Here is a 16,929-nt window from a genome sequence, read left to right on the forward strand (position 1 = left end):
CCAGCGGGACTGACGGCCCGCGGCACGGTGAGACGGACCGGGAGGACACGGCGTGGAAGGCTCCGCGGAGTCGCGGGAGGCTCGGGTTCGGCTTCCGCAGTTGCGACTGGACGAGCTGCTGGAAGAGCTGCAGGCGCGCCTCGACGCCGCCCGGGGCACGCGCGACCGGGTGCACAGCCTGCTCGAGGCGGTGTTGTCGGTCGGCCGTGAGCTGGACCTCGAACAGGCGCTGTACAGCATCGTGCAGGCCGCTGCGGTCCTCGTCGACGCCCAGTACGCGGCACTCGGAGTCATCGGGCCGGACGGCAAACGCCTGTCGGACTTCCTCACCGTCGGTCTCACCGACGAGCAGATCACCCGGATCGGCAACTACCCGGATGGCCACGGCATCCTGGGAGAGCTGATCCGCCACCCCGAGCCCCTGCGGCTGGCGAAGCTCTCCGAGCACACCGCATCGTACGGCTTCCCGCCCAACCACCCGCCGATGAACACCTTCCTCGGCGTCCCGATCCGCGTGCGCGAGCAGGTTTTCGGCAATCTGTACCTGACCGAGAAGCGGGGCGGAGCGCAGTTCGACGACGACGACGAGTCGGTGCTGTCCACCCTCGCTGTCGCGGCCGGCGTCGCGATCGACAACGCCCGCCTGTACGAGGAGTCCCGGCGTCGCGAGCGCTGGCTGCAGGCGAGTGCGGAGATCACCCACGCCATCATGTCCGGCAGCGAACGCGACGACGTCCTCCGGCTGATCGCCGAGCGGGCCATGGAGATCACCGGCGCCGCCCTCGCCGAGGTGGCGGTGCCCATGGAGGGAACCACCTCGCTCATGGTGGAGCTGGCCATCGGGGAGGAAGCGGCGACCCACCGCGGAATGGTGCTGCGCGTCGAGAAGAGCCTGATCGGGCAGGCGTTCTTGGAATCCGCCACGGTCACCAGCCCCGATGTCTCCCAGGACGAACGAGTGTCCTCGGGCCCGCCGCGCTTCGAGGGTCTCGGCCCGGCCGTGGCGGCCCCCATCGGCAGTGGGGAAGGCGTGCGAGGCGTCGTGCTGCTGGTCCGCGCAGCGGGCCAGTCGGTGTTCTTCGAGCAGGAGACGGACCCCCTCAAGGCCTTCGCCGCCCAGGCCGCGGTCGCGATGGAGCTCGCGGAGCGCCGCCAGGCCGCCGAGCAGATCGCACTTCTGGAGGACCGTGACCGTATCGCCCGTGATCTGCATGATCTGGCGATCCAGCGGCTCTTCGCGACCGGCATGACGCTGCAGAGCGCGGGACGTTTCATCGAGCACCCCGAGGCGTCCGAGCGGGTGGTTCGGGCGGTGGACGACCTGGACGAGACCATCAAGATCATCAGATCGACGATCTTCGGCTTGCGTTCGCGTGAGAGCGCGGCCGGCACCGGTCTACGAGCCCGGGCCGTGCGCGCCGTCGGCGAGGCCGCGCCGGTGCTGGGTTTCGCTCCCAGCCTGCGGATGGAGGGGCTGCTGGACACCCAGGTGCCGAAGGAGACGGCCGACCACCTGATGGCGGTCCTCTCGGAAGCCCTGACCAACATCGCCCGGCACGCACGGGCCGGCCGTGCGGAGGTCGTGCTGGCGACGGACGGCCGTGAGGTGAGGCTGGAGGTTTCCGACAACGGCGTGGGCATCCCGGCCGGCGGACGCCGCAGCGGTCTGGGCAACATGGCTGAACGTGCCCGGCAGTTGGGCGGCGGACTGGACTGGACCTGCCCGGACGGTGGAGGCACCACGCTGGTGTGGCGCGTCCCGGTGGGTGATCGCCAGGGCCGGTGATCGCTGGGCCGGGGTCCCGCTCGGAACAGGCCCCGGGACGCATCTCTCCGCGCGGTACCCGCGGACGGTGCGGCTCGCGGCGACCGGTGCAGGGGGTGTCCGCCCCGTCCTCCGTGGACGGGAGGGCACACCGCGGGCGGAGGTGACGGGAAGCCAGGGACCGTCGTCTTCCGGGCGGGGACCAGTGGCCCCTCCTCTCAGGCTTCGAGGGAACGAAGACTCGAGGCGTGCCCCTGAAGGAGGTTCCACATGCACCGCACCGTCACCGTCGGACTGGACGGCTCGCCGGAGAGCCTGGCCGCTGCCGACTGGGCCGCCCGCGAAGCACTGCTGCGTGACCTGCCCCTGCGTCTGGTGAACGCCTGGGAGTGGCAGCCCTCGGCCTTCGCGCCTGAGGCCGGGCTCACCGTGCCGGTGCCGCCGACCGACCAGCAGCGCGCGGAAGCGCGACGCGTTCTGGACGAGGCGCGGGAGCGCGTCGCCCGACATCACCCCGGTCTGCGGATCCACGCGGACGAGATACCCGGGCAGCCCGTCCCGGCCCTGCTGAAGGCCGCCGAGGACGCCGAGCTGCTGGTCCTCGGATCACGTGGCCTGAGCAGGGTCACCGGGTACCTGATCGGCTCCGTCGCCCTGTCCGTCCTGGCCTGGAGCGCACGTCCGGTGGTCCTCGTGCGGGCCGACGGGGGCACGGGGGAGGAACCCCTGGCCGACGACTCCGCTGCCGGCTCCGCCGCACCCGGCGAGGTCGTCCTCGGCCTCGACCTGCACAAACCCAGCGACACCGTCATCGAGTTCGCGTTCGACGCCGCCTCCCGGCGGGCGGCGGACCTGCGGGTCGTCCACGGCTGGACGCTGCCGCCCTACCACTACGGCGGCGAGTTCATGCCCGGGGTAACCGCCGAGACGGCTGACCGGGTCCGGCACGAGCTGACCGATGTGCTGCGCCCGTGGCAGGCGAAGTTCCCCGCGGTGGAGGTGCACGCGCAGGCGACGGTCGGGGGCGCGGGTGCTCACCTCATCGACGCCTCGCGCGGAGCGGCCCTGGTGGTCGTGGGCCGACAGGTCCGCCGAGCACCGCTCGGCACCCACATCGGCCCGGTGACGCAGGCGCTGCTGCATCACGCCGTCGCCCCGCTGGCGGTCATCTCGCACAACTGACCGCCCCTGCGCCCAGCCAGGGGCAGTCCGGGGAGACCGTCCCCGCGCGGGAGGCCACCCGGCCTCAGGGACAGCGCGCTGAAAACGCCTCAGCACGAGGGCCGGCCGGGTCCAGGCGCTGTCCCCCATGACTACCTGCGCGGTGCGACGAGGGGAAGCGGGGCTCTCGGGAACGTAGCCCAGCCGGATCACCATCTGGGTGCGGCCCGCTCCGCCGAGGCCCGTCGGACCGGCGAGGGCCCCGCGCAGATCGGGCCGTTCCAGCGCCCGGTGGAAGAGGGACGTCCGCACGTCGTGCGCGGTCGCCACGAGGGGGATCCGCTCCAGCGCGAGCGCCGGATGCGTGGTAGGGACGTGCGGGCAGGACGGCCGGATGCCGGTGAGCCCCGAACTCCTGCATGGGGGACCGGTCCAGACAGCCCTGCGGTCCAAGAGCCGCCGGAGCCAGGCCCGACGAGACGGGTGTGTCCCGTGGCCCCGGAAGGCTGAGCGAGGTTCCCTTCGCGTGGGCCGCCGTAGCCAACTCCGCCCCGGGAGGCCGGATCTGCTCGCCACCGTCCCGCCGGCCGGGGCGGACAAGCAGTCGTGCCACCGGTTCCCGGCCGCACCGGGCCGCCGCCACCGGCAGGTTGAAGACCGCGCATCCTGATCCACCCGCCCCGGGTCCAGGCGTGACTGCGGTCCCGCTCCCACCCACCGGCCGCCGGGAGGGCCGTTCGGCCCTCACCGGGGACCAGCGGCCCCTGCCGGGGGAGGGCCGCGGACGAGACGCTCTGAGCAGTCACCACACAGGAGGTGGGCACATGCCCGGCACGATCATCGTAGGACTGGACGGCTCGCTGGAGAGCCGGGCCGCTGCCGAATGGGCCGCCCGCGAGGCGACGTTGCGGGGTGCAGGAGTGCGGCTGGTCCATGTGTGGCTGCCCGTGCCGGAGCGAATGGCCAAGGCCCCGGTCCTCGGCGCCGAGACCCACCAGCACTGGACCGAGCGCGTTCCCCGCGAAGCCGCCCAAGGGCTGAGGCTGCGTCACCCCGGCGTCGAGGTGGCCTTCGTCCAGCGCACGGGATCCGTGGCCGAAGCCCTCCTGGAGGCCTCCCGCGACGCGGAGTTGCTGGTTCTCGGCTCCCGCGCGCTGAGTGGGCTCTCGGGCTTCCTGGTCGGGTCCGCCGGCCAGTCGGTGGTCGCCCGGGCCGAGGTGCCGGTCATCCTGGTCCGTGCCGGTGAGCAGGCCGCCGACGAGCACGTGAAGGACCCCGTCGGCATCCCTTCCGCCGCGACCGACTTCCGGCCCGTCGTCCTGGGCATGGACACCGACAGCCCCGACGAGTCCGTGATCGGCTTCGCCTTCGAGGAGGCACGGCTGCGTCAGGCCCCGCTGACCGTCGTTGAGGGCTGGAACCCGCCGGCCTCCTACGTGTACAGCCTGGCGGCCGGTGTCGACCCCCGCGAGGACGTCACCCGTGAGCGGGCCGCCGCGCTCACCGAGGCGCTGCTGCCCTGGCGTCAGAAGTACCCGGATGTCGAGGTCGTCGAGATCTCGCGCCTCGGCAGCCCCGCCAACCACCTCGTCGACGCCTCCCACGACGCCTCCCTCGTCGTCGTCGGCCGACGCGTCCGCCGCAGCCCGTTCGGCGTCCACATCGGTTCCGTGGCCCACGCGGTCATGCACCACGCCACCGCCCCCGTCGCCGTCGTCGCCCACGGCTGAGCCGGCCCGTTCAGAAGGAGAGAGCCATGAAGGCAGCGGTCGTTCAGCAGTTCGGGGCACCCTTGGTCATCGAGGAGCGCCCCGATCCCGAACCGGGCCCCGGGCAGGTCCGGATCCGGGTCGAGACGTCCGGACTGTGCCACACCGACATCCATGCCGCGCACGGCGACTGGCCCGTGAAGCCCACCCCGCCGTTCGTGCCCGGGCACGAGGGGGTCGGCCTCGTCGAGAAGCTCGGCGACGGCGTGACCCACCTGGCGGTCGGGCAGCGCGTCGCCGTGCCCTGGCTCGGCAGCGCCTGCGGGCGGTGCGAGCACTGCCTGTCCGGCTGGGAGACGCTGTGCGAGAGCCAGGTCAACACCGGCTACGGCTGCGACGGCGGGTACGCCGAGAAGATGCTCGCCCGGGCCGACTTCGCCCAGCCCGTGCCCGACGGCGTCAGCGCCCTCGATGCCGCCCCGCTGACCTGCGCCGGCGTCACCACGTACAAGGCGCTTAAGGTCGCGGGCGTCGGGCCCGCCCAGCTGGTCGCCGTCTCGGGCGTGGGCGGACTCGGTCACCTGGCGGTGCAGTACGCGAAGATCGCCGGGGCGCGGGTGGCCGCCATCGACGTCACCGACGACAAGCTCCGGCTCGCCCGCGAACTGGGGGCGGACATCGTCATCGACGCCCGCACCCAGGACGTCGGCGTCGAGCTGAAGCGGCACGGCGGTGCCCACATCGCCCTCGCCCTCGCCGTGCACCCGACCGCCTTCGAAGCGGTCAACTCCGGCCTCCGGCGCGGCGGGAAGCTCGTCATGGTCGCCCTTCCGGCGCACGGGACAGTCCGGCTCCCGATCTTCGACACGGTACTCAACGGCACCTCGGTGATCGGTTCCATCGTCGGCACCCGGCAGGACCTCGCCGAGGTCTTCCAGCTCCACGCGGCCGGCCGGACGAAGGTCGTCAGCGAGACCCGGCCGCTCGCGGCGGTCAACGACTGCATCGACGAGGTCCTGCACGGCCAGGTCAAGGCCCGGATCGTCTTCGACCTCACAACCGGAAAGTGAGAACCGTGCACCTGCCCCTGGTCGTCGGCGTCGACGGCTCCGAACCGGGCCTGCGGGCCCTCGACTGGGCCGCCGACGAGGCCGCCCTGCACGGGGTGCCCCTCCGGGTGGTCCACGCCTGCCAGGGGGAGAGGTACGAGGGAGCCGCGCTCGCGCCCGACCTCGCCGGACCGTCCGGGCAGGTGGCCGCCGAGGACATCGTCCGCGCCGCCATGAGCCGTGCCCGGCGCCGCCAGGCGGATCTGCCGGTCACCACCGCTGTCGTGCCGGAGGAACCCGAGTACGTCCTCCTGCGGGAGAGCCGCAGCGCCTCCCTCGTCGTCGTGGGCACCCGCGGGCGCAGCGGACTCGCCGACGCGCTGCTGGGTTCGGTCAGCCTGGCGGTGGCCACGCACGCCCACTGCCCGGTCGTCGTGATCCGCGGCAACCACGACAACCGGGCCACCGGCGGAAGGCACGCCCGCATCGTGGTCGGCGTGCCCGGCGCGCCCACGGCGGCGGTGCGCGTCGCCTGCGAGGAGGCGCGGCGACGCGACGTCGTACTGGAGGCCGTACGGACCTGGCGGCGCCCCCCGCGCGAAACGGTCGATCACCCGCTGCTCGCGGGTTCGCCGGAGCCTGGGTACGAGGAACGCGCCGCCAAGGAGCTGGAGGCCGCCCTCGCCGACGCCCCACCGGACGTGACCGTGCACCGGCGCATCGCCGAAGGGCACGCCCGGCGGGTACTGCTCGCCGCCTCGCACGAGGCCGGCCTGCTGGTCATCGGCCGACGCCGACCCGGGCAGCTCGGACCCCGCCTCGGGCGGGTGGCCCACACGGTCCTGCACCACTCCGGCTGCCCGGTGATGGTCGTACCCGACCCGGAGTGAGAGCGAGCCGGCCGGCAGTGCGGCGCAGCCGGGGGGCGTCAGCGGCGAGGTGAGGCTCGCGAAGGCCGCGGCACACCATGGCGATCAGCCGTGACCGGCATGTGCTGCGCACTCTGTGATCGTTCCGCGGCTCCAGCCTGGTGCGAGTACCCGTCCCGGCCCCAGGACCGCCGGGCCACGCGACCGGGACCGTACCGGTCTCACCGGCTGTCGCTCTCCTCGCTCCCGGACAGCGCCGCGCGTCCGGCCTCCAGCCGGGCCACCGGGACGCGGAACGGCGAGCAGGAGACGTAGTCCAGTCCCGCGTCGTGGAAGAAGTGGACGGAGTCGGGATCACCGCCGTGCTCTCCGCAGACGCCGATCTTCAGGCCCGGCCGGGCGGCTCGCCCCTCGGCGACGGCGATGCGGACCAGGCGGCCGACGCCCTCGGGGTCGATCCTCTCGAACGGAGAGGTGGTGAAGATGCCCTTGTCGAGGTAGGCGGAGAAGAAGGCCGCCTCGACGTCGTCGCGGGAGAAGCCCCAGGTGGTCTGGGTGAGGTCGTTGGTACCGAAGGAGAAGAACGCCGCCTCCTCGGCGATCCGGCCTGCCGTGAGCGCGGCCCGGGGCAGCTCGATCATGGTGCCGATCGGGCAGTCGAGCGGGACGCCGGACTCCTCCGACACCTCCGCCAGCACCCGCCGCACCTCCGCGCGTTCGATCCGGAGTTCCTCCACGGCGCCGACCAGCGGGACCATGATCTCCGCCCGGGGAGAGCCGCCGGCCCGGGTGCGTTCCACGACCGCTTCGGCGATGGCCCGCACCTGCATGGCCACCAGACCGGGGACGACCAGACCGAGGCGCACACCGCGCAGGCCGAGCATCGGGTTCTCCTCGTGCATGCGGTTCACAGCGTCGAGCAACTCGACGTCGTGCGGGGCCGGCTGACCGACGGAGGCGACTCGTACGGCGAGCTCCGTGCGGTCGGGCAGGAACTCGTGCAGCGGCGGATCCAGCAGACGGATGGTGACGGGCAGGCCGTCCATCGCCTCCAGGATGCCGATGAAGTCCTCCCGCTGCAGCGGGAGGAGAGTGGCCAGCGCCCGCTCGCGTTCAGCGCCGTCACGGGCCAGGATCATCTCCTCGACCAGCTTGCGGCGTTCCCCGAGGAACATGTGCTCGGTGCGGCACAGGCCGACGCCCTGCGCGCCGAACCGGCGGGCACGTGCCGCGTCCCCGGGGGTGTCGGCGTTGGCCCGCACCTCCAGCCGCCGTATCCCGTCGGCCTGCCGCAGTGCGGCGGCCACCGCGTCCACCACGCCGGCGGTGTGCTCGCCGGTCTCCAGGTACCGCATGACCTCGGAGTCGGCCAGCGGGGCCGCACCCGGGTACACGACACCGGTGGAGCCGTCCACGGAGACGACCGTGCCCTCCTCGACGACGGTGCCGTCGTGGGTGGTGAACCGCCGCCGCTCGATGTCCACGGTCAGTTCCTCGGCGCCGCACACGCACACCTTGCCCATGCCCCGGGCCACCACGGCCGCGTGACTGGTCTTCCCGCCCCGGCTGGTCAGCACGGCCTGCGCGGCGACCATGCCGGGCAGGTCGTCCGGCGTGGTCTCCTGGCGTACCAGGATCACCTGCTCGCCGGCCGCGGAGCGTCGTACCGCTGCGGCGGAGTCGAAGACCACCGCGCCGACCGCGGCACCGGGCGAGGCGGGCAGACCGTGGGCGAGCGGATCACCGGTCGCGGAGGCGTCGAAGCGCGGGAACATCAGCCGCGCCAGCCCTTCCCCGCCCACCCGGGACAGCCCCTCCTGCGGCGTGATGCGCTCTTCGTCGACCAGCGCGGCCGCGATGGCGAACGCCGCCTCGGCGGTCCGCTTGCCCACCCGGGTCTGCAGCATCCACAGCGTGCCGCGCTCGATGGTGAACTCGATGTCGCACAGGTCCCGGTAGTGGTTCTCCAGGGTGTGCATGTGGGTGAGCAGCCGGCGGTACGAACGTGTGTCGAGGCGTTCCAGCTCGGCCAGGGGCACGGTGTTGCGGATGCCGGCGACGACGTCCTCGCCCTGGGCGTTCGGCAGGTAGTCGCCGTACAGCCCGGGCCGCCCGGTGGCGGGGTCGCGGGTGAAGGCCACGCCGCTGCCGGAGTCGGGGCCGAGGTTGCCGAAGACCATGCGCTGCACGGTGACCGCGGTGCCCAGGTCGTCCGGGATGTGCTCGCGCCGCCGGTACAGCCGCGCCCGGTCGCCGTTCCAGGACCGGAAGACGGCCAGGACCGCGCGGCGCAGCTGCTCCGCGGGGGACTGCGGGAAGTGGTCGCCGGTCTCGACGAGGATCAGGTTCTTGTACGTCTCCACCAGCTGGGCGAGGTCCTCCGCGTCCAGGTGCACATCGTCCGGGACGCCCCGCAGGCCCTTGAGCAGCGTGAGGGCCTGCTCGAACCGGGCGGAGTCGACGCCCATGACCGTACTGCCGAACATGTGCACGAGGCGGCGGTAGGAGTCCCAGGCGAACCGCTCATTGCCCGACACCTTGGCCAGACCCAGAACGGACTCGTCGGTGAGGCCGATGTCGAGGACGGTCTCCATCATCCCGGGCATCGAGAACCGTGCCCCCGAGCGGACGGACAGCAGCAGCGGATCGTCGGGCCGTCCCAGGCGACGGCCGGCGGACTCCTCCAGGGCGGCCAGGTGCCGGGAGACCTCCCGGAACAGTCCCCCGGGCTCCGCACCCGTCGCCAGGTAAGCCTGGCAGGCCTCGGTGGTGACGATGAATCCGGGCGGGACCGGCAGGCCCATCCGGGTCATCTCGGCCAGGTTCGCCCCCTTGCCGCCGAGCAGACCGGCCAGGTCACGGCCGCCCTCATGGAAGTCGTACACGTAACGGACCATGACGTCGCGCTCCTCAGCTCTTCCCGGGGTTCGGGTCCCTTCCGTTCCAGCGTCGGCCGCCGCGGGGGCGGGCGGCAGGTGCCGGCGGTCCCTGCCGGTGGGCCGATCGGCCCCGGCAGCTGAGCATCCCCCGCTGGTGGGCCTGAGGTGGGGAGACGGCCTGTCGCCTGCCGGCCGGGCCGGCGCCGAGCGGTCCGGACGGCCGTGATCGCCGCGGCCGCGCAGCCGCACCGGGCCGGTGGGGCACTGGTCCGGGCCGTTCGGCCCCTGTCGTGCCGGGCCTCCCTCTGGGAGCGTGGTACCGAGTCGGACGAGGTGGATCCGTCTTACCGGGCCGTTGTTCGAGTCGGCCACAGGAAGGGCGGGAAGCGCCTCGAACGACGTCCCGAGGGGAGGAGGGGGCCTCGCGCCTCCTGTGCCGGGCCTCTACCGGGCCGGCGGGAAGCGGGAAGGCTCTTCGGCCACCTGCCTTCTGTGCCGACCCGGCGGAGGCCCGGCACGCGCGGGGTGGGGAGGGCCGGTGCCGTCGCGCATCCGTGCATCCGTGCATCGGTGCCACGGGACGGGGCGCGGCTCCCGGCCTTCGACCCCGCGTCGTGACGCCTGCGGCGCAGCCACGTGCGCCACCTCTCCCCTCCCTGCTCCGCGGTCTGGCGGAGCGTCAGGTCCGTCTCCCGGACGACCGATGACCTTGAGGCGGGCAGTTCTCGGAAACGGGACTCGACCGTCCGCTGCCATGAGTTCCTCGCCGATGCTCGGCTTCGCGTACACCCTCCGGCTACCGGGGGACCGGCCACCCGACCCTCGCCGCACGGACGTTCGGCCCGCTTCCAGGGCCCCACAGCACCTGCGGCCCCCGTCGCGGACACGGGACATCGAAGACGACTCATGCGAGCGGTGCGCTCCCAGCTCCTTCGGGCCGGCATCCGAGCCCGGCACATCCGGTACGAAGTCTTCGGTCCTGACGTGTGGCTGGCCCACGCGGAGGCCTGACGCATCTCCGTCGGCGGCCCTGGCATGATCAGGGTGACGAAGGCCGCCGAGGAGTTCTTCGAGTCCGGGGCCGAGGCCATGAGAGAAGGGCCTCAACCCGCTGTGGCGCTTCAGCGACCACCGCACAGCCGAACCGCAGGCCCGGATCGAGGCGATGGAGAAGATGGAGATGTCCGACCTTGACTTCTACGCCCACGTCGCCACGCGCGGCGACGTGCTGGGCGCGGGAATCGGCGCGCAGCCCGCCGAGTGGGAGACCAGGCTCGGCACCGACTTCCTCGATACCGAGGACGGGGTCCTGCTGCGCCGGGACTACGGGCTGGTGGAGCTGTCGTTCCAGCAGGAGGGCGGCGCCTGGCCCTGCTTCGGGGTGAGCGTGCCGGTGCACCGGCTGCGATGGGACACCGAGTCGTCCGTACCGTCGGCCCTGCGCGGCGCGTACGGCGCATTCGCACCATCGACGCGCTTCGAGGACCTGGCCGACGCGATCGCCGGGCTCGGCCGCTCGGTCGAACCCGAGCCGGACGAGGGCGGCGCGACCGGGGACATCCACCGCTACCGGGTGCCCGAGTCCGGCGTCCGGATCTTCGTCCGCGCGGACGAACTCGCCCAGGGGCAGGCGGGTGAGGTCCGGAGCCTCAGCGTGTCTCCCGCGTGGTGGCGTGAGGCGGGCTGAATCAGACCCTCGGTTCGGCCGTGCCACCATCCGGGCCCTTGCCGCGCGGCCGGTTCCCTGACGCGACGGGCACGGACGCGATGAGCGCTCAAGAGGACCACGCCCAGAACCGGCCAGGTCGGGCGAGGGCTGAATCCGGCCGAAGCATCGACGGCAAGTCACGCCGAGGGGCGGCGGGATGGTGTTCGCACGGTGCCGTTCGGTCTCTGGCGTGCATGCAAGAATGTCGCCCGTGACCGGATCGTCTTCGCCGCCTGTCGCTGAGAGCACGCCCGGCCGTGCCGGTCTGGGCCCCCGTGCTGCCGCCATGCTGGTCTTCGGGTCCTCGGCAGCGGTTCTGGTGGTCGAGATCGTCGCCCTGCGACTGCTCGCTCCCTACCTCGGCCTGACCCTCGAGACCAGCACCCTGGTGATCGGCATCGCGCTCACCGCTATCGCCTTCGGCTCCTGGCTGGGCGGGCACATCGCGGACCAGGTCGATCCACGCCGGCTCATCGGTCCCGCGCTCGGAGTGTCCGGAGCGGCGGTGGCGCTCACCCCGTCCGTGTTGCGCAGCACTGCGGAGTGGGCGCCGGCGGTGCTCTTGGTGATCGCGTCGCTGACCATCCTGGTGCCGGGCGCGCTGCTCTCCGCGGTGACGCCGTTCGTGACGAAGCTTCGTCTCACCAGCCTGGCGGAGACCGGTACGGTGGTCGGCCGACTGTCAGGAGTCGGCACCGTCGGCGCCATCGCCGGCACCGTGCTCACGGGCTTCGTCCTCGTATCGAGGGTGCCGGTCAGCGGCATACTGCTCGGCCTCGGAGCACTGCTGGTGGCAGGCTCGGCGTGGGTCGAGTGGCGAACGCGTGGGTGGAGCGGCGCCCCGGCCCTGACTCTCATGGTCGTAGCCGGCGGCCTCGCCGTCACGGTCGCGCCCGGGGGCTGCGACGTGGAGACCAAGTATCACTGCGCTCGGGTCGTGGCGGACACGGACGGGACCAACGGCCGCACGCTCGTTCTGGACGGCCTGCGGCACTCCTACGTCGACATCGACGACCCGACCCATCTGAAGTTCGAGTATGTGCGCGCCATCGCGTCGGCGGTCGACGTCGCCTTCCCGCACGGCGAACCACTGGTCGCCCACCACCTGGGCGCCGGCGGGCTCACCTTGCCCCGTTACCTCGCGGCCACCCGGCCCGGAACGCACAGCCTCGTCTCCGAGATCGACGGCGGGGTCGTGGGCATCAACCGCGAGCAACTCGGTCTGCGGTCGCAGCCCGGTGTCGACGTACGTGTCGAGGACGGCAGGCTGGGTCTGCGGCGGCTGGCCACCGGCAGTCGTGACCTCGTCGTCGGCGACGCCTTCGGGGGCGTCAGTGTGCCGTGGCACCTCACCACGGTGGAAGCGATGGCCGATGTACGGCGGGTGCTCAACGACGAGGGCCTGTATGTCGCCAACCTCATCGATCACGGTGGTATGGACTTCGCACGCGCCGAAGTAGCCACCCTCGGTGAGACCTTCGACTACGTCGCCCTTCTCGGCGAACCGGCCGATGTCGGCCTGGACCCGACCGCCGAACCCGAGGGCGGCAATCTGGTGGTGCTCGCTTCCGACCGGCCGGTCGACCTCCGCGCGGTCCAGAAGAAGCTGGACGTCCGGAGAACCGGCTGGAAGGTCACCACCGGCGAGGACCTCGACCCCTGGACCGGCACGGCCCAGCTCCTCACCGACGATCACGCACCCGTGGACCAACTCCTGCAGCCGTACAGTCCGCAGAGCGGCCGGTAGCACGCCACGTTCGCGTCCCCGGCGCTTTCCGCACGGCCCTGGCCAAGCAGGGGGCGGCCGATGTGGGGGAGCAGAGCCGGCAACGCCCGGTCCCGGCGTCTCAGCTCCCCGAGCCGAGGGCCTCGCCTACCAGCCCGCGTACGGCCTCCAGCGCCTCGGCCCGGTCCGCTGGGACCAGTCCGATACGCGTGCGCCGGTCGAGCAGGTCGGCCTCGTCCAGGGCGCCCTCGTGGCGCAGTGCCCACAGAAGTTCGGCGCCGGTGACGGGATGGCCCGGCACGACGGGCTCGCCCAGCCTCGGGTCCTGCGCGGCCAGGGAATGCACCGCCGGTGCCTCCGTGCCGTAGCGCTGGACGAGGCGGCGGGGTGCACGCAGCGCGGCGAGCGTTCGGGGGGCTGCGGCGCCCACCAGCGGGAGCGTGGCGGTGCGTGAGGGGCCGGCGGCCAGGCCGCGTGCGTCGACTGCGGCGTCGACGGCGTCCTCGGCCATCCGGCGGTACGTGGTGAGCTTGCCGCCGACCACGCTGACCACCCCGTCCGGTGAGGTCAGTACCGCGTGCCGGCGGGAGATGTCGGCCGTGCGCGAGGCGGCACCGGGATGTGAGGTGGGGGTGGTGTCCAGCAGGGGGCGCAGTCCGGCGAACGCGCCGACGACGTCGCCGCGCCGGACGGGGACGTCCAGTACGGAGCCGAGGACGTCGAGCAGGAAGCCGATGTCGGACTCGGGCACGTCGGGGACGTCGGGGACGGGCCCGTCCAGGGGCTCGTCGGTGAGTCCGACGTAGATGCGGCCGTCGTCCTGGGGCAGCACGAGGACGAATCGATTGCTCTCGCCGGGGATGGGGACATGCAGACCGGCGGGGAGCGGGCCGATGTCCTGCGAGCGCAGGACGAGGTGGGTGCCGCGGGAGGGCCGGATCCGGATGCCGTCCACGAGCTCGCCGGCCCACACACCGGATGCGTTGATCACCGCACGGGCTCGGATCTCGCCCTCCTCGCCGGTGAGTTCGTCGCGTATGCGGGCGCCGGACGCGGTGAGTTCCAGCGCCCGGACACGGGTCAGTACCCGGGTGCCCCACGCGGAGGCGGTGCGGGCGAGGGCGGTCACCAGGCGGGCGTCGTCGGTGAGCCTTCCGTCCCAGGACAGCAGCCCGCCGCGCAGCCCCCCGTGGCGCAACGCCGGGGCCAGGTGCCGGGTCTCGACCGGGGAGAGACGGCGCGGGGCGGGCAGCGTGGCGCGAGCCGTGCGGGCCGACAGCCGCAGGGCGTCGCCCGCCCGGAAACCGGCCCAGGCCAGCGCGGCCTGCCCGGGCGAGACGAGTCCGGTCAGGGGCAGGACGAACGGCTGGGCGCGCACCAGGTGAGGCGCCGTACGCTCCATCAGCACGCCGCGTTCGACCGCGCTCTCGTGGGCGACGTCGAACTGCGCCGAGGCCAGGTAGCGCAGCCCGCCGTGGATCAGTTTGGAGCTCCAGCGCGAGGTGCCGAACGCCAGGTCGTGGGCGTCGACGGCGACGACGTCGAGTCCACGGGCGGCGGCGTCCAGGGCCGCTCCCGCACCGGTCGCGCCGAGGCCGACGACCAGCACGTCCACCACGCGACCGCCGGTCGCCTCGGACAGCTCGCGGGCCCGTCGCGCGGCGGACAGAGAGGTCCCGCCGGCCGGGACGGTGGTCTGGCTCATGGGGTGAGGGTCCTCTCCAGAACGGTGCGCAGTTCGGCTAGAAACGCCGCGGTGGTGAGCTCGTCGTCGTCCTCGTCGGTCATGGTGCGCAGGGACAGGGCGAAGGACTGCAGCATCAGCAGCACGGTCCGGGCCTGGAGTTCAGCGGGGGCCTCGCGCACCGAACCGTCCGCGTGGCCCTCCCGCAGTGCCCCGGCGAGCAGCTCCAGCAGGGCCTCCTGACTCGCGCCGCGACGGTCCAGCACGTAGGGCAGGAGCAGTTCGGGGTCCACGTCGACGATCTTCTGGAAGAGCGGGTGGGCGCGGAACGCCTTGACCCCCGCGACCAGGCCGTCGACCAGCGGCGGGCGCGTGCCGACCTCCGGCCGGCTCTCGGGCATGGCTCCGGTCGCCACGGCGATCCACTCCCGCGTCATGAGATCGCCGACGAGGGAGCGGACGTCGGGCCAGCGCCGGTAGAGCGTCATCCGTGAGACGCCCGCGCGGCGGGCCACGTCGGTCATGGTCGTCCGGCGGACACCGACGGCGAGAACGCAGTCGCGGACGGCGTCGAGCACCACGTCGCTGTCGGAGGACTTCTGCTGGGCCGAGCTGTTGTGACGATTAGGCGTCATGTGTAACAGTGTAACGCCCAGGGCCGCTCCAGCGGCAACCCCGACCGACGGTGAGGACGACAGGCATGGACATGCTGTGGAACGGCTGGGGCGACCCGGCCAGAGCGACGCCACTGCCCGACACCGTCACCGGGCTGCTGCGCGACTGGCTCGGCGTCAAGCCGCAGCCCGCGGCATCAGCCCGGCTGGAGGAGATCAGGATCTCCGCACCGGCCCTGGAGAGCCCCGCCCTTCACGCGCTGCAAGCCGCACTCGGCGGCCGGGCGGAGAGCGTCCGCACGGACACGGAGAGCCGCATCCGGCACACCCGCGGCAAGTCCACCCCGGACCTGCTGCGCATCCGCGCCGCCGACACCACCGACGCCCCGGCGGCAGTCGCTCTTCCGCAGAGCCACGACGAGGTGCTCGCCGTCCTCCGCGTCTGTGCCGAACACCGCCTCGCCCTCGTCCCGTTCGGCGGCGGAACCTCCGTCGTGGGCGGACTCGCCCCGTCCGGCCGGGCGCCCTTCATCGCCCTGGACCTGCGGCACATGAACCGCATGCTCGACCTCGACCCCGTCTCCCGGACCGCCACCCTGCAGCCCGGCCTGCGCGCACCCGAGGCCGAGGCGCACCTGGCCGAACACGGTTTCACCCTCGGTCACTTCCCCCAGTCCTACGAGTGGGCCACCATCGGCGGCTTCGCTGCGACCCGCTCCAGCGGGCAGGCCTCCGCGGGCTACGGACGCTTCGACGAGATGGTCCTGGGCCTCACCCTCGCCACGCCCGAGGGCACCCTCGACACCGGCCGGGCACCCCGCTCGGCCGCCGGACCCGATCTGCGGCAGCTGCTGCTCGGCTCGGAGGGCGCCTTCGGTGTCATCACGTCGGTGACCGTCCGCATCCGCCCCGTCCCCCAGACGCGCCGTTACGAAGGGTGGCGCTTCGCCTCCTTCGACGAGGGCACCGCCGCGCTGCGCCGGCTCGCCCAGGACGGTCCGCGCCCCACCGTCCTCAGGCTGTCCGACGAGACGGAGACACTGATCGGCCTGGCCCAGCCCGAGGCCATCGGCTCCACCGTCGAGCAGCGGAGCGCGGGATGCCTCGCCGTGCTCGGCTTCGAGGGCACCGGGGAGGACACCGCGCAGCGCCGGGCGGCCGCGGCGGCCGTACTCACCGACTGCGGCGGCGAGTTCGCGGGTGACGAACCAGGTGAGCGCTGGGCACACGCCCGCTACTCGGCGCCCTACCTGAGGGATTCGCTCCTCGAGGCGGGCGCGTTCGCCGAGACGCTGGAGACCGCTGCCTACTGGTCGCGGCTGCCCGGCCTGTACGCCGCCGTACGCGACGCGCTGACCGCCACGCTCACCGCGAACGGCACCCCGCCGCTGGTCATGTGCCACATCTCGCACGTCTACGAGAACGGCGCCTCGCTGTACTTCACCGTCGTCTCGGCACAGGGCGAGGACCCGGTGGCGCACTGGACGCGCGCCAAGCACGCAGCGAACGAGGCGATCCTCGCAGCGGGCGGCACGATCACCCACCACCACGCGGTCGGCACCGACCACCGCGAGTGGTACGTACGGGAGGCCACAGACCTCGGTGTCGCGGCGCTGCAAGCCGTCAAGCGACGGCTGGACCCGGACGGCCTCCTGAACCCCGGTGTCCTGCTCCCGGCCGACTGAACAAAGCCCTACTCCCTGCTGGAACGCGCGCACCACCACATCAGACGACAGCCCGGCACCACCCGTCAGCCCGGAGGCAC

Annotated in this window: 11 protein-coding genes; 8 read left to right on the forward strand and 3 right to left on the reverse strand. The window is 72.9% G+C overall.

Going from position 1 to position 16,929, the window contains the following annotated elements:
- Positions 1-52 precede the first annotated feature (52 nt).
- The 5 genes from ACFU3E_RS26665 to ACFU3E_RS26685 all read left to right on the forward strand — a co-directional run bounded on the left by ACFU3E_RS26665 (position 53) and on the right by ACFU3E_RS26685 (position 6,574).
- The gene (locus tag ACFU3E_RS26665) at positions 53-1,786 is read left to right on the forward strand and encodes a GAF domain-containing protein (RefSeq protein ID WP_384163198.1); all 1,734 of its coding nucleotides are present in this window, start codon (positions 53-55) and stop codon (positions 1,784-1,786) included.
- Between the two features lie 249 nt (positions 1,787-2,035).
- Positions 2,036-2,947, forward strand: coding sequence for a universal stress protein (locus tag ACFU3E_RS26670; protein WP_384163201.1), 912 nt, complete (start codon positions 2,036-2,038; stop codon positions 2,945-2,947).
- Positions 2,948-3,750: 803 nt separating this feature from the next.
- Positions 3,751-4,656 carry a universal stress protein gene (locus ACFU3E_RS26675; protein ID WP_384163204.1) on the forward strand — a complete coding sequence of 302 codons (906 nt, stop codon included), beginning with the start codon at positions 3,751-3,753 and terminating at the stop codon, positions 4,654-4,656.
- A 26-nt stretch (positions 4,657-4,682) separates the two neighbouring features.
- A complete protein-coding gene (locus ACFU3E_RS26680; protein ID WP_384163207.1) occupies positions 4,683-5,705 on the forward strand; it encodes a zinc-dependent alcohol dehydrogenase in 1,023 nt (340 codons plus the stop codon).
- A gap of 5 nt (positions 5,706-5,710) precedes the next feature.
- The gene (locus ACFU3E_RS26685; protein WP_384163278.1) at positions 5,711-6,574 is read left to right on the forward strand and encodes a universal stress protein; all 864 of its coding nucleotides are present in this window, start codon (positions 5,711-5,713) and stop codon (positions 6,572-6,574) included.
- A 200-nt stretch (positions 6,575-6,774) separates the two neighbouring features.
- Here the strand turns inward: ACFU3E_RS26685 and ppdK are convergent, their stop codons facing one another.
- Positions 6,775-9,450 (reverse strand): pyruvate, phosphate dikinase, encoded by a 2,676-nt coding sequence (gene ppdK / locus ACFU3E_RS26690; protein WP_384163210.1) that lies wholly within the window; start codon positions 9,448-9,450, stop codon positions 6,775-6,777.
- Positions 9,451-10,612: 1,162 nt separating this feature from the next.
- Between ppdK and ACFU3E_RS26695 the strand changes: the two genes are divergently transcribed.
- Positions 10,613-11,119 carry a hypothetical protein gene (locus ACFU3E_RS26695; RefSeq protein ID WP_384163213.1) on the forward strand — a complete coding sequence of 169 codons (507 nt, stop codon included), beginning with the start codon at positions 10,613-10,615 and terminating at the stop codon, positions 11,117-11,119.
- Between the two features lie 232 nt (positions 11,120-11,351).
- Positions 11,352-12,887, forward strand: a complete 1,536-nt coding sequence (locus ACFU3E_RS26700; RefSeq protein WP_384163216.1) for a fused MFS/spermidine synthase — start codon at positions 11,352-11,354, stop codon at positions 12,885-12,887.
- Positions 12,888-12,987: 100 nt separating this feature from the next.
- Here ACFU3E_RS26700 and ACFU3E_RS26705 read toward each other — a convergent pair whose 3' ends face one another.
- Both ACFU3E_RS26705 and ACFU3E_RS26710 read right to left on the reverse strand, forming a co-directional pair.
- A complete protein-coding gene (locus tag ACFU3E_RS26705; RefSeq protein WP_384163220.1) occupies positions 12,988-14,571 on the reverse strand; it encodes a glycerol-3-phosphate dehydrogenase/oxidase in 1,584 nt (527 codons plus the stop codon).
- The gene (locus ACFU3E_RS26710) at positions 14,568-15,185 is read right to left on the reverse strand and encodes a TetR/AcrR family transcriptional regulator (protein ID WP_384163223.1); all 618 of its coding nucleotides are present in this window, start codon (positions 15,183-15,185) and stop codon (positions 14,568-14,570) included. Before ACFU3E_RS26710 ends, ACFU3E_RS26705 begins: the two co-directional genes overlap by 4 nt.
- A 65-nt stretch (positions 15,186-15,250) precedes the next feature.
- Between ACFU3E_RS26710 and ACFU3E_RS26715 the strand changes: the two genes are divergently transcribed.
- Positions 15,251-16,849: an FAD-binding oxidoreductase gene (locus ACFU3E_RS26715; RefSeq protein ID WP_384163227.1), complete on the forward strand. Its 1,599-nt coding sequence runs from the start codon at positions 15,251-15,253 to the stop codon at positions 16,847-16,849.
- The last annotated feature ends 80 nt before the right edge of the window (positions 16,850-16,929 follow it).

It is taken from the genome of Streptomyces sp. NPDC057424 (assembly GCF_042803315.1).
Classification (GTDB): domain Bacteria; phylum Actinomycetota; class Actinomycetes; order Streptomycetales; family Streptomycetaceae; genus Streptomyces.

Excerpts from the sequence above, each read along its gene's own strand:
- ACFU3E_RS26670 (WP_384163201.1), top strand. The coding sequence starts at position 2,036 with ATGCACCGCACCGTCACCGTCGGACTGGACGGCTCGCCGGAGAGCCTG.
- ACFU3E_RS26675 (WP_384163204.1), top strand. The coding sequence starts at position 3,751 with ATGCCCGGCACGATCATCGTAGGACTGGACGGCTCGCTGGAGAGCCGG.
- ACFU3E_RS26680 (WP_384163207.1), top strand. The coding sequence starts at position 4,683 with ATGAAGGCAGCGGTCGTTCAGCAGTTCGGGGCACCCTTGGTCATCGAG.
- ppdK (WP_384163210.1), bottom strand. The coding sequence starts at position 9,450 with ATGGTCCGTTACGTGTACGACTTCCATGAGGGCGGCCGTGACCTGGCC.
- ACFU3E_RS26695 (WP_384163213.1), top strand. The coding sequence starts at position 10,613 with ATGTCCGACCTTGACTTCTACGCCCACGTCGCCACGCGCGGCGACGTG.
- ACFU3E_RS26705 (WP_384163220.1), bottom strand. The coding sequence starts at position 14,571 with ATGAGCCAGACCACCGTCCCGGCCGGCGGGACCTCTCTGTCCGCCGCG.
- ACFU3E_RS26710 (WP_384163223.1), bottom strand. The coding sequence starts at position 15,185 with ATGACGCCTAATCGTCACAACAGCTCGGCCCAGCAGAAGTCCTCCGAC.
- ACFU3E_RS26715 (WP_384163227.1), top strand. The coding sequence starts at position 15,251 with ATGGACATGCTGTGGAACGGCTGGGGCGACCCGGCCAGAGCGACGCCA.